Raw genomic sequence first — 13647 nt, forward strand, 5'->3', positions numbered from 1 at the left:
TTGCTCCTAACGTCAGCGGTCAGTGGTGGGGGAAGCGTCGATGTCGTCGAGGAGACGGTGCAACGCCCCGACGGCAGCTGACAGAATGTCGCGGTCTTCGTCGGAGAGCCGCTCGATGCGCGGGTCGATCACCGAGGCGCGGTCTGCGCGGACCTGCGCCAGGATGGTCTGGCCTTTCGGGGTGATGCGAATGCGGACTGCGCGCGCGTCGGCAGGATCCGGGGTGCGCGCCACCAGCCCGGCGTCCTCGAGCCGGCGAACCTGGGTGGTCATCGTCGGCTGAGAGCAGTGGTCGAGCTCGGCCAGATCGGAGATGCGGGCCTCGCCCTTGTCCTCGATGGTGCCGAGAAGTCTGGCCTGAGCGACTGGAAGCGGCAGTCGGATGCGCTGGGTGGCGAGCCGATTGAGCCTGGCCACGACGGTGAGCAGCTCCGAACCCAGGTGATCCTGGGTCTCGGTTCGGCCGCGGGGGCGCTCCTGGATGGGCGTCGGACTCATCCCCCCATAGTTACATAGAGTTACTATGTTGTCAGACGTCGGCGGGCGTGGTTTTTCTCACAGCAACCCCACAGGACACTGGGCCGGCGCAGGTGGAGCCGACTGCCCTCGCGGCGCGGCTGGCAGAATCGGGTGATGACCGCGACGCAACCGGAGGAGCTACAGCGGCAGCCTTCCGGTTCACCGTCGGGGCGACGGCCCGCCCGGTCGCTGTCGCCGGTCGAGATGGCCCAGGCCGCCGTGATGGGGGCGTTGGCTGCTGCGCTGTCGATCATCTCGGTCGTCGTCCCATTCGCCGGCGGCTTGTCGCTGTTGGTGACGGTGCCGATGGGGTTGCTGGGCTACCGCTACCGCCTGCGGGTGCTGCTCGCGTCGGCATTCGCCGCAGGTGCGGTGTCGTTCCTGATTGCCGGCATCAGCGGCTTCATGGTCGTCGTCACCTGCGCCTACGTCGGCGGACTCGCCGGCATCATGAAACGCCGCGGCCGCGGCACCCCGACGGTAGTGGCGGTGGGACTGCTGGCGGGAGTGATCTTCGGTCTCCAGATCATCGCCGCGCTGACTGTGCTGGTGCGGCTGCGCACCCTGACGTTCTCGGCGATGACCGCCAACTTCGACGGCGTCATCTCGGTGATGTCGCGTATCGAGCTGTTCCGGCCCGCCGCCGAGGATGCCAAGCGAATGTTCGACACCGCTTTGGAGTACTGGCCGGTGTTGTTGATGGCGTACGCGATCTTCTCGATCATGATCGTGACGCTGGTCGGCTGGTGGGCGTTGTCGCGCGTGCTGGATCGGCTGCGTGGGATCCCGGACGTCCACAAACTCGAGACTCCGGACGAATCCGGGCCCGTCGCGCCGGTGCCGGTGCGCCTCATCGAGACCCGCTTTCGTTATCCCGGCGCCGACCACGATGCGCTGCAGCCGTTGAACCTGACCGTCGACGCCGGTGAGCACGTGGCCATCACCGGCGCCAACGGATCCGGCAAGACCACGTTGATGCTGCTGCTGGCCGGGCGACAGCCCACCTCGGGCTCCATCGACCGGCCCGGTGCGGTCGGCCTCGGCCGGTTGGGCGGCACCGCTGTGGTGATGCAGCACCCGGAGAGCCAGGTACTGGGCACCCGGGTCGCCGACGACGTGGTTTGGGGCCTGCCGCCGGGGACGAATACCGATATCGCGGCACTGCTCGACGAGGTGGGCCTGACCGGTATGGAGGAACGCGACACCGGCGGGCTGTCCGGCGGTGAGCTGCAGCGGCTGTCGGTGGCGGCCGCGCTGGCCCGGCGCCCGTCGATGATGATCGCCGACGAGGTCACCAGCATGGTCGACCAGCGTGGCCGGGAGGCACTGCTCGGCGTCCTGTCGGGCCTCACCGAACGGCATCGGATGGCCCTACTCCAGATCACCCACTACAACAACGAGGCCGACGTGGCTGACCGGGTGGTCAACCTCAGCGATTCGCTGGACAACACCGACATGGTCGAGAGCGCCGCGGCGCCGACGGTGACAGCCAGCGCCGCCCCGCGCAGTGGCCCGCCGGTGCTCGAACTCGACCACGTCAGTCACGAATACGCCAGCGGCACACCGTGGGCCAAGAACGCCCTGCACGATGTGAGTTTCACCGTCGGTGAGGGTGAGGGCGTTCTGATCCACGGCGGCAACGGATCCGGGAAATCCACCCTGGCCTGGATCATGGCCGGGCTGACTACCCCGACCAGCGGCGCCTGCCTGGTCAAAGGCCGCCCGGCGACCGAGTGCGTCGGCGAGGTCGCCATCGCGTTCCAGGCGGCCCGGCTGCAGCTGATGCGCAGCCGCGTCGACCTCGAAGTCGCCTCCACCGCCGGGTTCTCACCCGACGACAAGGCCCGGGTCATCTCGGCCCTGGCCAGAGTCGGCCTGGACGCGTCCCTGGCGCGGCGCCGCATCGACCAGCTCTCCGGCGGACAGATGCGCCGGGTGGTGATCGCCGGGCTGCTGGCCCGCTCGCCGCAGGCGCTGATTCTCGACGAGCCGCTCGCCGGCCTGGATGCCGCCAGCCAGCGAGGCCTGCTGCGACTGCTGGTCGATCTGCGCCGCAACAGCGGCCTGACCGTCGTGGTCATCAGCCACGACTTCGTCGGTCTCGAAGAGCTGTGTCCGCGCACGCTGCACCTCAACAGCGGCGTACTGACAACCGCGCCCACGACGACGGGCGGTCGGCCATGACGGCCACCCGTCAGCGTCGCCCGGTGGTGCTGCTGCGACCGATCCCGGGAACCTCACCGATCCACGAACTGTGGGCGGGCACCAAACTCATTGTGGTGTTTGCCCTCTCGGCCCTGATGGCCTTTTACCCCGATTGGGTGCCGATCGCATTGGTGGCGGTGCTGATCGCAGTTGCGGTGCGGCTGGCGCGCATCCCGCGCGGTGCCGTGCCGTCGGTGCCCATCTGGCTGTGGTTGCTGCTGCTGTTGGGCGGGGTGACCGCGGCGCTGGCCGGCGGCGCCCCGGAGCTGCACCTGGGCTCCTACGACATCGGATTCGGCGGCCTGCTCAAATTCGTGCGCTTCACCATCGTGTCGTTCGTTCTGGTGGCGCTGGGCGCGATGGTGTCGTGGACGACCAACGTGGCCGACGTCGCACCGGCGGTGGCCAGGCTGGGCCGGCCGCTGCGGTTCTTCCGCATCCCCGTCGACGACTGGGCGGTGGCGCTGGCGTTGGCACTGCGCGCCTTCCCGATGCTGTTCGACGAATTCCGATTGCTCTCCGCTTCCCGGCGGTTACGGCCGGCGCCGGTGCTGACCACCCGGCGCGATCAGCGGCGGCGTTGGGCCATCGAGCTGGTCGACCTGCTGGCCGCCGGCATCACCGTGGCATTGCGGCGCGCCGACGAGATGGGTGACGCGATTACCGCGCGGGGCGGCACCGGTCAGATTTCGGCGGCGCCGTCGGGACCGCGGCGCGCCGACTGGGTCGCGCTGGGTATCACCGGCGCGGTGTGCGTGGTGTCGGTCGCCCTGCAGGTGACGGTGCTCGCCGGGGTCGGGATCTAACGCGACGCGGCCGCGTTCGCGGAGCGTTGCGCCTCGGCCAGTGCGTCGGCGACCGGTGTTCTGCCGAGGAACATCTCGTCGAAATAGGGCTTGATCGCCTGGTATCCCGCGGCGAAGCCCGGCCCGCCTGGTGCGCCGATGCGCGGGCCATTGAGGACGGTGAAGAACGGGGACACGTCGACACCCTTGGCCGACCAGTAGTCGAAGTACACCTGCTGGGCGGCAAGCACCGCCGGGATCGCGGCGCCGTGCCGGCCGACATATTCGTTGCCGCGGGTGCTGCCCAGCCAGGCCAACACCTCGCGCACCGCGTCGGGATGGCGGCTGGCCGGATTGCCCGCGGCGACAATCCCGTTCGTCACGCTGACCCGCCCCGCCGGCCCGGCCGGCAGCAGGGCTGTACCCCAGCGGAACGGCGCCTGCTCGGCGATCTGGGCCAGGTTGTAGGTGCCGGACTGGAACAGCGCCATCCGCCCCGACAGGAACTGGTTGCGGGAGAAGTCGCCGTTGTCGTTGGTGTCCGACGCCGGCGGCGCGACCCGATCGGTGTTGATCAGGCCGATGACGTAGGTGAACGCGGTGGCGGCCTGCGGGTTGTCGAAGGCGAACCGGTCACCGTCGGTGAACACCCCGCCCGCCGACCCGATGTAGTCCAGGTAGATGGCCTGCAAATCATTGGCGGCGTTGTAGCCCCACTGCCTGCCGTGGGTGAGCCGCTTGAGCATCGGCCGCAAGGTGTCGAGTGTCGGGTCGGGATCCCAGCGCAGCGTGTCCAACTCGGAGGGATCGACACCGTCGGCGGCCAGCAGATCGGCGTTGTAGTACAGGGCGATTTCGGCGTCGGTGAGTTGCGGTACACCCCAGAGCGTTCCGTTGCGGGTGAACTGGGCGACCACCGACGGGTCCCAGTCCGAGCTGGGCTCGATGGCCATGAGCCGGTTGTTGTCGGCGTATTCGGCGAAGCTGGCGTTGTTGATCCAGAAGATGTCGTCGGCGCCACCGCCGGCCACATCGGTGCGCAGCGTGGCGAAGTAGCTTGCATACGCGACGACGTTGGTGCGCACCTCGATGTCGGGATGGGCTCGGCTGAACTCGGCGAAGGACTCCCGATACGCGGCGGCCACCGCAGGGTCCCACAAGCGCACCGTCACCACCGTCTTGCCCGGCGTCTCGCCGGTGCGATCCAGTGCCAGTGCGCCGGCCACCAGCAGCAGCGCGACCGTGATCAGGCCGGCCAGCATCCGGGTGGAGAACCGTGGCGGCCAGCTCATTTCAGCCCCGTCACGACGATCGAGCGCACGATCTGGCGCTGGAACACCAGGAACAGCGCGATCAGCGGGACGATCGCCACCGTCGTCGCCGCCATCACCAGCGTCCACTGCGCGTTGTACTGGGTCTGCATCCCCGCGGTCGCGACCGTCAGCACCCGCCAGGTGCCGCCGCTGGTGATGACCAGCGGCCACATGAACGAATTCCATTGACTGACGATCGTGATCAGCGTCAGTGTCACCAGGATCGGCTTGCTGGCCGGCAGCACCACGTGCACGAGCACGTCGAGGGTGTTGGCCCCATCCAGCCGGGCGGCGTTGACCAGGTCGGCGGGGATGGCGCGAAAGTGCTCGCGCAGCAGGAAGATCGCATAGGGCGAGCCGAACAGAAACGGCAACACCAACGCCCAGAACGTGTTCCGTAAACCCAGCTCGGCCATCATCAGATACAGCGGCACCACCGTGACGGTGCCCGGCACCATCAGGGTGGCGATGTACACCCAGAACAACGCGTCCCGGCCGGTGAAATCCAGGCGGGCGAACGCATAGCCCGCCAGCACCGAGAACGTCAGCTGCCCCAGCGTGATCAGCGCGGTCATCAGCGCGGTGACCGCCAGCGCCCGGCCGAATCCGGCGTCACCGAGCGCGGTGTAGTTGGCCAGCGTCGGCGGGTTCGGCGGCGACAGCGGTGTGCCGGTGGCGAACTGCTGTGCAGAGGTGAGCGAGGTCAGCAGGCCCAACCCGAACGGGGCCAGGGTGATCAGCGCACCGGCCAGCAGTCCGAGATAGACCAGCGCGTTACGTGAGGTCATAGCTGATCCGCCGGCGGAAGTAGAGGTGCTGGACGATCGTCACGCCGACCAGGATGACGAACAGCACCAGCGCCATCACCGCGGCCCGCCCGATCGCTGCGGCGCCGAATGCTTCGGCGTAGATGCGGTGCGCCACCAGATCGGTGCGTCCGGCCGGCCCGCCCCCGGTGAGCGCGTATACCGTGTCGAACACCTGCGCCGCGCTGACGATGCCGGTGACCGAGACGAAGAACAGCGTCGGGCGCAGCATGGGCAGGGTGATATGCCAGAACCGCTGCCAGCTGGTGGCGCCGTCGAGCCGCGCGGCGGCCTGGATCTGCGGAGGGATGGCCAGGATGCCGGCCAGGAAGAACAGCGTGACATAGCCGACGTTGGTCCATACCGTCACCGCCGAGACCACCGGCAGCGCCAACCCCGGATCGGTGAGCCATTCGATGCGGTGGTTCAGCAGAGTGCTCACCGCGCCGTCGGTCGGCGCCAGGATCCAATGCCACAGCACCGCGACCGCCAGCGGTGAGCACACCCAGGGCAGCACGTACAGCGTGCGGAAAACGCCGCTGCCCGGTAGCTCCCGGGCCAGCAACGAGGCGGCGAGCAGCCCCAGCAGGACCTGGGCGGGAACGACGACCGCGATGAAAGTCAGCGTCACCAACAGCGAGTTTCCGAGACTGGCATCGGTGAGCACCGAGCGCCAATTGTCCAGTCCCACATAGCGGATCGGGCCCAGAAGATCCCAGCGGTGCAGACTCAGCCATACCACCACCAGCATGGGTAGCAGCAGGAAACACACCACCCCGAACAGGCTCGGCGCCAGCAGCGCGTACCCGAGTGCGGTGTTGCGTCGGCTGCGGCTGGGCATCTGCACATTAAAGACTGAAACGGCCATGGGACTATCGCTGCATGGCGATTTTCCACGTTGAGCCGATCGGCACTGTGGCGAGTTCCCGTTTGGAGCCGATCGACGACGGATGGGACAACGAGACGGCGAGCATCGTCATATCCGATCGGTTCGAGGAGTCCGCGCTCGACGGGTTGGCGGACTTCTCCCACGTCGAGGTTGTCTACCTCTTCGACCGGGTGGCGCCGGAGAAGGTCGACGTGGGAGCCCGCCGGCCGCGCGGCAATCCGGACTGGCCGATGGTCGGCATCTTCGCCCAGCGCGGTAAGAACCGGCCTAACCGGATCGGGGTGACGACGTGCCGACTGATCGGCGTGCAAGGGCGGGTTGTCACGGTAGCCGGCCTGGACGCGATCGACGGTACGCCCGTGCTCGACATCAAACCCTACTTCGCGGAGTTCGGGCCCAGAGGCGACGTGCACCAACCGGACTGGACGCACCAGCTGATGCGGCAGTACTGGTCCTAACCCGACCGTTACGGTGGAGCGGTGAGTCCACGTGATGTCGACGCCGACTTTCTGGCGCTACCCCGATACGAGCTGGCCGACGCCGCCCTGAGTGCGGCCCGTGCGGCCGGCGCCGCCTACGCCGACCTGCGCATCCACGCCGTCACCACCGAGGTGGTGCAGCTGCGCGACGGTGAGCTGCAGAGTGCGGTCACCGACCGCGAGATCGGGTTGGCGGTGCGGGTGATCGTCGACGGCACCTGGGGGTTCGCTTCGCACGCCGAGTTGGCTCCCGAGGTCGCCGCCGAGACGGCGCGCCGGGCGGTGGCGGTCGCTCGGGCATTGGCGGCGCTGAATGCCGAGCGCATCGAGCTCGCGCACGAGCCGGTCTACGCCGACGCGACCTGGGTCTCCACCTATGCGATCGACCCGTTCGGCGTGTCGACGGCCGACAAGATCGGCCTGCTGGGCGAGTACTCGGGCCGGCTGCTGGCTTCCGACGGGGTGGATCACGTCTCGGCGATGGTCAACGCCGTCAAGGAGCAGGTGTTCTACGCCGACACCTTCGGCTCGTCGATCACCCAGCAGCGGGTCCGGGTGATGCCGGTGTTGGAAGCGGTCGCCGTAGACGCCGCGGCGGGCAGCTTCGAGTCGATGCGCACCCTGGCCCCACCGACCGCCCGTGGCTGGGAGGCACTGGCCGGGGACGACGTGTGGGACTGGGGCAGTGAGCTGGCCGAGCTGCCCACCCTGCTGGCCGAGAAGACCAAGGCGCCCAGCGTGGTTGCCGGCCCCACCGACCTGGTGATCGACCCCACCAACCTGTGGCTGACGATCCACGAATCCATCGGGCACGCCACCGAATACGACCGGGCGATCGGTTACGAGGCGGCCTACGCCGGCACCTCGTTCGCCACCCCCGACAAGTTGAACACCATGCGCTACGGGTCGCCGGTGATGAACGTGACCGCCGATCGCACTGTCGAATACGGGCTGGCCACAATCGGTTTCGATGACGAAGGGGTGGCCGCCCAAAGCTGGGACCTGGTGCGCGACGGTATTTTCGTCGGCTACCAGCTGGACCGGGTGTTCGCCCCGCGGCTGGGTCACTCCCGCTCCAACGGCTGCTCGTATGCCGACTCCCCGCACCACGTTCCGATCCAGCGGATGGCCAACGTGTCATTGCAGCCCGGCGCCGAAGACCTGAGTACCGACGACCTGATTGCTCGAGTCTCCGACGGCATCTACATCGTCGGCGACAAATCGTGGTCGATCGACATGCAGCGCTACAACTTCCAGTTCACCGGTCAACGGTTCTACCGGATTCGCGACGGCCGTCTCGACGGCCAGCTGCGCGATGTCGCGTATCAGGCGACCACCACCGACTTCTGGAATGCGATGGAAGCCGTCGGCGGGCCGTCGACCTGGCGCCTGGGTGGGGCTTTCAACTGCGGTAAAGCCCAGCCGGGTCAGGTCGCCGCCGTGAGCCACGGCTGCCCGTCGGCATTGTTCCGGGGCGTCAACGTCCTTAACACTCGCGAAGAATCGGGTCACGCATGATCCCCGCACAGCAGGTCGTCGAACTGGCGTTGCAGGCGGCCAGCCAATCAGGGCGGGCCGACGAGACCATGGTCATCGTGACCGACCGCGCCGAAGCGTCGCTGCGCTGGGCCGGCAACTCGATGACCACCAACGGGGTGTCCACAACCCGCTCGACCACAGTGATTTCTGTTGTGCGCAAGGGTGATTCATCGCACACCGGCGCGATCCGCAGCAGTGACGTCGACCCCGCCGCGATCGCCGGTCTGGTCGCAGAGGCTGAGCGGGCCGCGCACGCGGCACCCGCGGCCCGTGACAGCGCGCCGCTGTTGACCGGCGACGGGACGCCCGGCGACTGGAACGAACCGGTGCCTGACACCGGCGCGGAGGTCTTCGCCGACGTCGCCGAGTCCCTCACCGGCGGCTTCGGCGGCACCGACCGGCTCTACGGGTACGCCCACCACGTGGTGGAGACGACGTTCCTGGCCACCTCCACCGGAATTCGCCGGCGCTTCACCCAGCCAACCGGAACGGTGGAGATCAACGCCAAACGCAACGGCGCCAGCGCCTGGGCCGGGGTGAGCACGCCGTGGTTCACCGACGTCCCCACCGACGGCATGCTCGCCGAGCTGGCGATGCGGCTGGGCTGGGCGCAACGCACCGTGGAACTGCCGGCCGGACGCTACGAGACGCTGATGCCGCCGTCGACGGTGGCCGACATGATGATCTACCTCGGTTGGTCGATGGACGGCCGTGGCGCACAGGAGGGTCGCACCGCGCTGTCGGCGCCGGGTGGCGGAACACGGGTGGGGGAGAAGCTCACCGACCTTGCGCTCACCATGTACTCCGACCCGTTCGCCGCCGGCCTGCAATGTGCGCCGTTCGTGGCGGCCACGAGCAGCTCCGAAACCGTGTCGGTGTTCGACAACGGGATGGACATCGGCCGTGTCGACTGGATCCGCGACGGCACCATCAACGCGCTGGCCTACCCGCGCGCGGCGGCCGCCGAATTCGGGACCGTTGCCGCGGTGCCGGCCGACAACCTGCTGATGACCGGCGGCACCGCCGACCTGGCTGACATGGTGGCCGCCACCGAACGTGGGCTGCTGCTGACCACACTCTGGTACATCCGCACCGTCGACCCGACCACGCTGCTGCTGACCGGGCTCACCCGCGACGGCGTCTACCTGATCGAAGACGGCGAAGTCACCGGCGCGGTCAACAACTTCCGCTTCAACGAAAGCCCGCTGGATCTGCTGCGCCGCGCCACCGAAGCGGGCGTCGCCGAACCGACCCTGCCCCGTGAGTGGGGAGACTGGGCGACCCGCGCGGTGATGCCGACACTGCGAATCCCCGACTTTCACATGTCCTCGGTTAGCCAGGCGCAATAATCCTCAGGATGGACGACACCGTCGATGCCGAGCTGACCAAGCTGGTCGCGCAGTCACCCGCCGACCTGCAGCGACTGGTGGGACTGGTCCGCACCACCTGCGCGGGCGCGCTGTCGCTGACCGCGCTGCCGGCCCAGACGGTTGTGACCGCGCCGGCGTCGGACGCCGAGAAGGTGGTCGCCGACTTCGCCGAGCAGTTCAGCGTCGACGTGTCGGCGGTGTCCGATCGTCAGCGCGAGGCGCTGACCGGGGCACTCGGTGCGGCGAGCTTCGCCGTCGTGGTGCAGATGTTCATCGCCGACTTCCTGCCCCGGGTGCGTAACGCCCTGGAGTTGCTGGGCCTGCCGGTGGCGTGGGTGCCCGATGAACCGGTGTGGGATGCGGGCATCGACGCCGCCGATGTGCTGTTCAACGAGATGTTGCCCGGGGTGGCGCGGCTGCGGTCGCTGGACCCTGTGACGGCGGAGGTGGTGCGGCTGCGCGGCGCGGTGGCGCACAACTGTCGGCTCTGCAAGTCGCTGCGCGAAGGCCATGCCCTCGACGCCGGTGGTTCGGAGTCGCTGTACGACGACATCGAGCACTACGAGTCCTCGGAGCTGCTGTCCGACGCGCAGAAGGCGGCGCTGCGCTACACCGACGCGCTGATCTGGTCACCCGGGCGGATCAGTCCTGCGGTGGCTTTGGCTGTGCGTGAGCACTTTTCGCATGAGCAGGCCCGGGAGCTGACGCTGGATGTGATGCGCAATGCCAGCAACAAGATCGCGGTGGCGCTCAAGGCTGACGCGCCGCGCGTCGAGGAGGGCACCGAGCGCTACCTCATCGACGCGGACGGTCAGACACAGTTCGCCTGAGTGCGTCCAGGGCGGCGTCGACGTCCTGGACGGTGGTGGCCCAGGAGCAGACGAAGCGGGTGGCCGGCCTGTGCGGGTCGGGCACGTGGACGGTGAAGTGCTCCCGGACCGCGCCCAGGGCCGCGGAGTCCAGGTCGACGAAGACCTCGTTGGCCTCGGTGGGCGAGGCAAGCGTCAAGCCTAGGCCCGTCATCCCGGTCGATAGCCGCTTGGCCATGGCGTTGGCGTGTGCGGCTGCGTCCAGCCAGGTGTCGTCGGCCAGCATCGCGTCGAATTGTGCTGTCACGTAACGGTGTTTGCTGGCCAAGTGGCCGATCTGTTTCTGGACGAACTCGATGCCGGCGAAGTGCTCGGGGCGGCGGATCAGGATCGCATCGCCGAACAGCATGCCGTTCTTGGTGCCCCCGACGGTGACGATGTCGGCGTCGCCGATCGCTTGCGCCGGTGTGACATCAAGGGCAGCAATGGCATTGGCGACGCGGGAGCCGTCGACGTGGACCAGCAGGTCGAGGTCGTGGGCGTGGTCGACGAAGGTGGCGATGGTCTCGGGCTGCCAGACGCGACCGTTCTCGGTGGACTGCGTGACGGTGACGATGCGGGGCTGGGAGTGGTGCACCTCCCCGCGGCGGGTGATGCGCCGGTCCAGCTCGGACCGGTCGATGATGCCGTCGTCGCTGGGAAGGACCGCGATGCTGGCGCCGGAGATCCGTACCGGGCCGCCGGCCTCGTCGAGCAGGGTGTGGGCGAGGTCGCTGCACAGGATTTCGTGCCAGGGCCGCACCGCGGCGGCCAGCGCGATGATGTTGGCAGCGGTGCCGGTGAACGCGAACAAGACCTCGGCGTCCGGTGATTCGAACGCCGCCTTGATGCGGTCCACGGCCCGGTGGGTGATCGGGTCGGCGCCGTAGGACGGGGCGCTGCCCTGGTTGGCGGTGACGAGGGCGTCGAGGGCCTTGGGGTGTGCGGGGGCGGCGTTGTCGGAGGCGAAGGCGGCAGACGGGGTGGGCACGATCTCCATGCTTGCATCAACGCTTCTGCTGAGCGAAACGGTTGCCGCCGGGGTGGCGACGCCGAAAGACTGGTGTGATGACCGGCGCCGAACCCCACCAGACCGACACCACGGACGGGCTCGCGCCTCTAGGAGCCTGCTGAATTAATCCCGCGTGGCGGGGCCGGTTGTGCTGGGGTTTTGGGGACAATTGGTGGGTGCAAGGTCGCTCGGATGATCAGCGTGAGTTGTTGGATGCGGAGTCGGTTGCCGGGCATTTGTTGAAGTCCGACAGCATGTTTGCTTTCTTGGCGGCGCATCGTTCGCAGTTGTTTCCCGAGGAGATGTTCGTCGATCTGTTTCCGTCACGACGGGGCCGACCGAGTGTTCCAGCCGAGGTGATGGCCTCGGTGATCACCTTGCAGGCGCTACACGGCCTGTCGGATAACGAGACCGTCGAGGCGGTCACCTTCGATCTGCGGTGGAAGGCGGCCTGCGGGATGCCGATCACCGCGACGGCGTTTCACTCCACCACGTTGACCTACTGGCGGCGCCGGTTGGCGGCCTCAGAGCGCCCGAACCGGATCTTCGAGGCGGTCAAAGCCGTCGTCACCGAGACCGGAGTTTTGGCCAAGAAGACACGGCGGGCGCTGGATTCCACCGTCCTGGACGACGCGGTCGCCACCCAGGACACCGTCACGCAGCTGATTGCCGCGATCCGCCGGGTCCGCCGCGACGTACCCGACGCCGCGCAGGTCATCGAGGCCCAGTGCACTGCGCATGACTACGACGACCCGGGCAAACCCGCGATCGCCTGGAACGACAAGTCAGCCCGTGACCAGCTCGTTGATGCCCTGGTCAGCGACGCGCACCGACTGCTCGGTCACCTCCCCGAGCAGGATCTCGGGCCCCGCGCCGCCGAAGCGGTGGCATTGTTGGCGCTGATCACTGGCCAGGACGTCGAACCCGTCGAGGGCTCTGATGGCACCGACGGGCAGTGGCGCATCGCCCAGCAGGTCGCCCCGGACCGGATCATCTCCACTGTCGATCCTGACACCCGCCACGCTCACAAGACGGTGCACCGCCGCCAGGACGGCTTCAAAGCCCATATCGCGGTCGAACCCGACACCGGCATCATCACCGACTGCGCCCTGACCAAGGCCAACGGCCCCGACAACCACGAAGCCGTGGTCGGGTTGGCCCTGCTCGACGACGAACCCGCTCCAGTGCGGGTGCTCGGGGATTCGGCCTACGGCACCGGCGACGCCCGCGCCGCACTGGCCGAACGCAAGCACATCGCCGTGATCAAACCGACGCCGCTGCGCGCGCCGGTGCCCGGTGGATTCACCAGCGACGATTTCAGCATCGACTTCGATGCCCGCACCGTGACCTGCCCGGCCGGCCACACCGCCGGTATCGCACCCAGGGGTGGGGTGAAGTTCGAGAGGCACTGTCGTTCATGCCCTTTGACAACGCAATGCACCACTGCCAAGCGTGGACGCCAGCTCACCATCGGTGAACACGAACAGCGTCTACGCGCAGCCCGAGCAGTCGCCCGCACACCCGAGTGGCAGGACGAGTACCGCCAACACCGCCCCATGGTGGAACGCTCGATCGCCTGGCTCACCCGAGGAAACCGCAAACTCCGCTACCGCGGAATCGCGAAGAACGGCTACTGGCTCCACCATCGCAGTGCCGCGCTGAACCTGCGACGCCTCATCACGATGGGCCTGACCCACACCGGCACCACCTGGGCCATCGCCTAGCACAGACCACCAGGTCTTGCCGTCACACAGCACAGATGCCACGCTCGACACGGCGGGGTGACCCTCGAATTGTCGGCCCTCAGGTCTGAGGGAACACACGCGCCACAGAGCGCTCTGAGGCACCCCGCCCCAAACGCCCTAATTCAGCAGGCTCCTAG

Annotated in this window: 12 protein-coding genes; 7 read left to right on the forward strand and 5 right to left on the reverse strand. The window is 68.1% G+C overall.

Features of this window, described 5'->3' with window-relative positions; translation table 11 throughout:
- Nucleotides 1-12 precede the first annotated feature (12 nt).
- Nucleotides 13-498 (reverse strand): MarR family winged helix-turn-helix transcriptional regulator, encoded by a 486-nt coding sequence (locus ACXDF8_RS13695; protein ID WP_457223803.1) that lies wholly within the window; start codon nt 496-498, stop codon nt 13-15.
- Between the two features lie 135 nt (nt 499-633).
- Between ACXDF8_RS13695 and ACXDF8_RS13700 the strand changes: the two genes are divergently transcribed.
- The gene (locus tag ACXDF8_RS13700; RefSeq protein ID WP_457223804.1) at nt 634-2703 is read left to right on the forward strand and encodes an ABC transporter ATP-binding protein; all 2070 of its coding nucleotides are present in this window, start codon (nt 634-636) and stop codon (nt 2701-2703) included.
- Nucleotides 2700-3530 carry a CbiQ family ECF transporter T component gene (locus ACXDF8_RS13705; protein ID WP_457223805.1) on the forward strand — a complete coding sequence of 277 codons (831 nt, stop codon included), beginning with the start codon at nt 2700-2702 and terminating at the stop codon, nt 3528-3530. The genes ACXDF8_RS13700 and ACXDF8_RS13705 overlap by 4 nt, the downstream gene beginning before the upstream one ends.
- Here ACXDF8_RS13705 and ACXDF8_RS13710 read toward each other — a convergent pair.
- Genes ACXDF8_RS13710 through ACXDF8_RS13720 form a run of 3 tightly spaced genes read right to left on the reverse strand, consistent with a single transcriptional unit; the run spans nt 3527 to nt 6469 of the window.
- The gene (locus ACXDF8_RS13710; protein WP_457223806.1) at nt 3527-4801 is read right to left on the reverse strand and encodes an ABC transporter substrate-binding protein; all 1275 of its coding nucleotides are present in this window, start codon (nt 4799-4801) and stop codon (nt 3527-3529) included. The two genes, ACXDF8_RS13705 and ACXDF8_RS13710, sit on opposite strands and share 4 nt — an antisense overlap.
- Nucleotides 4798-5610 (reverse strand): carbohydrate ABC transporter permease, encoded by an 813-nt coding sequence (locus tag ACXDF8_RS13715; RefSeq protein ID WP_457223807.1) that lies wholly within the window; start codon nt 5608-5610, stop codon nt 4798-4800. Before ACXDF8_RS13715 ends, ACXDF8_RS13710 begins: the two co-directional genes overlap by 4 nt.
- The gene (locus ACXDF8_RS13720; RefSeq protein ID WP_457223808.1) at nt 5597-6469 is read right to left on the reverse strand and encodes a carbohydrate ABC transporter permease; all 873 of its coding nucleotides are present in this window, start codon (nt 6467-6469) and stop codon (nt 5597-5599) included. The genes ACXDF8_RS13715 and ACXDF8_RS13720 overlap by 14 nt, the downstream gene beginning before the upstream one ends.
- 41 nt (nt 6470-6510) lie before the next feature.
- Between ACXDF8_RS13720 and ACXDF8_RS13725 the strand changes: the two genes are divergently transcribed.
- From ACXDF8_RS13725 to ACXDF8_RS13740, 4 genes are read left to right on the forward strand one after another with little or no spacing between them, the layout of a single operon-like run.
- Entirely contained in the window at nt 6511-6975 is a 465-nt protein-coding gene (locus ACXDF8_RS13725; protein WP_457223809.1) for an SAM-dependent methyltransferase, read from the forward strand.
- A 21-nt stretch (nt 6976-6996) separates the two neighbouring features.
- Nucleotides 6997-8514: a TldD/PmbA family protein gene (locus tag ACXDF8_RS13730; RefSeq protein WP_457223810.1), complete on the forward strand. Its 1518-nt coding sequence runs from the start codon at nt 6997-6999 to the stop codon at nt 8512-8514.
- Nucleotides 8511-9884: a metallopeptidase TldD-related protein gene (locus ACXDF8_RS13735; protein ID WP_457223811.1), complete on the forward strand. Its 1374-nt coding sequence runs from the start codon at nt 8511-8513 to the stop codon at nt 9882-9884. The genes ACXDF8_RS13730 and ACXDF8_RS13735 overlap by 4 nt, the downstream gene beginning before the upstream one ends.
- Nucleotides 9885-9892: 8 nt before the next feature.
- Nucleotides 9893-10735 (forward strand): carboxymuconolactone decarboxylase family protein, encoded by an 843-nt coding sequence (locus tag ACXDF8_RS13740; protein WP_457223812.1) that lies wholly within the window; start codon nt 9893-9895, stop codon nt 10733-10735.
- On the opposite strand, the gene ACXDF8_RS13745 is transcribed toward ACXDF8_RS13740, so the two are convergent.
- Complete coding sequence (locus ACXDF8_RS13745) at nt 10701-11753, reverse strand: threonine aldolase family protein (RefSeq protein WP_457223813.1); 1053 nt, start codon at nt 11751-11753, stop codon at nt 10701-10703. The two genes, ACXDF8_RS13740 and ACXDF8_RS13745, sit on opposite strands and share 35 nt — an antisense overlap.
- Before the next feature lie 188 nt (nt 11754-11941).
- Between ACXDF8_RS13745 and ACXDF8_RS13750 the strand changes: the two genes are divergently transcribed.
- Nucleotides 11942-13489 (forward strand): IS1182 family transposase, encoded by a 1548-nt coding sequence (locus ACXDF8_RS13750; protein ID WP_457222064.1) that lies wholly within the window; start codon nt 11942-11944, stop codon nt 13487-13489.
- Nucleotides 13490-13647 lie beyond the last annotated feature (158 nt).

This window comes from Mycolicibacterium sp. CBM1 (genome assembly GCF_054073305.1).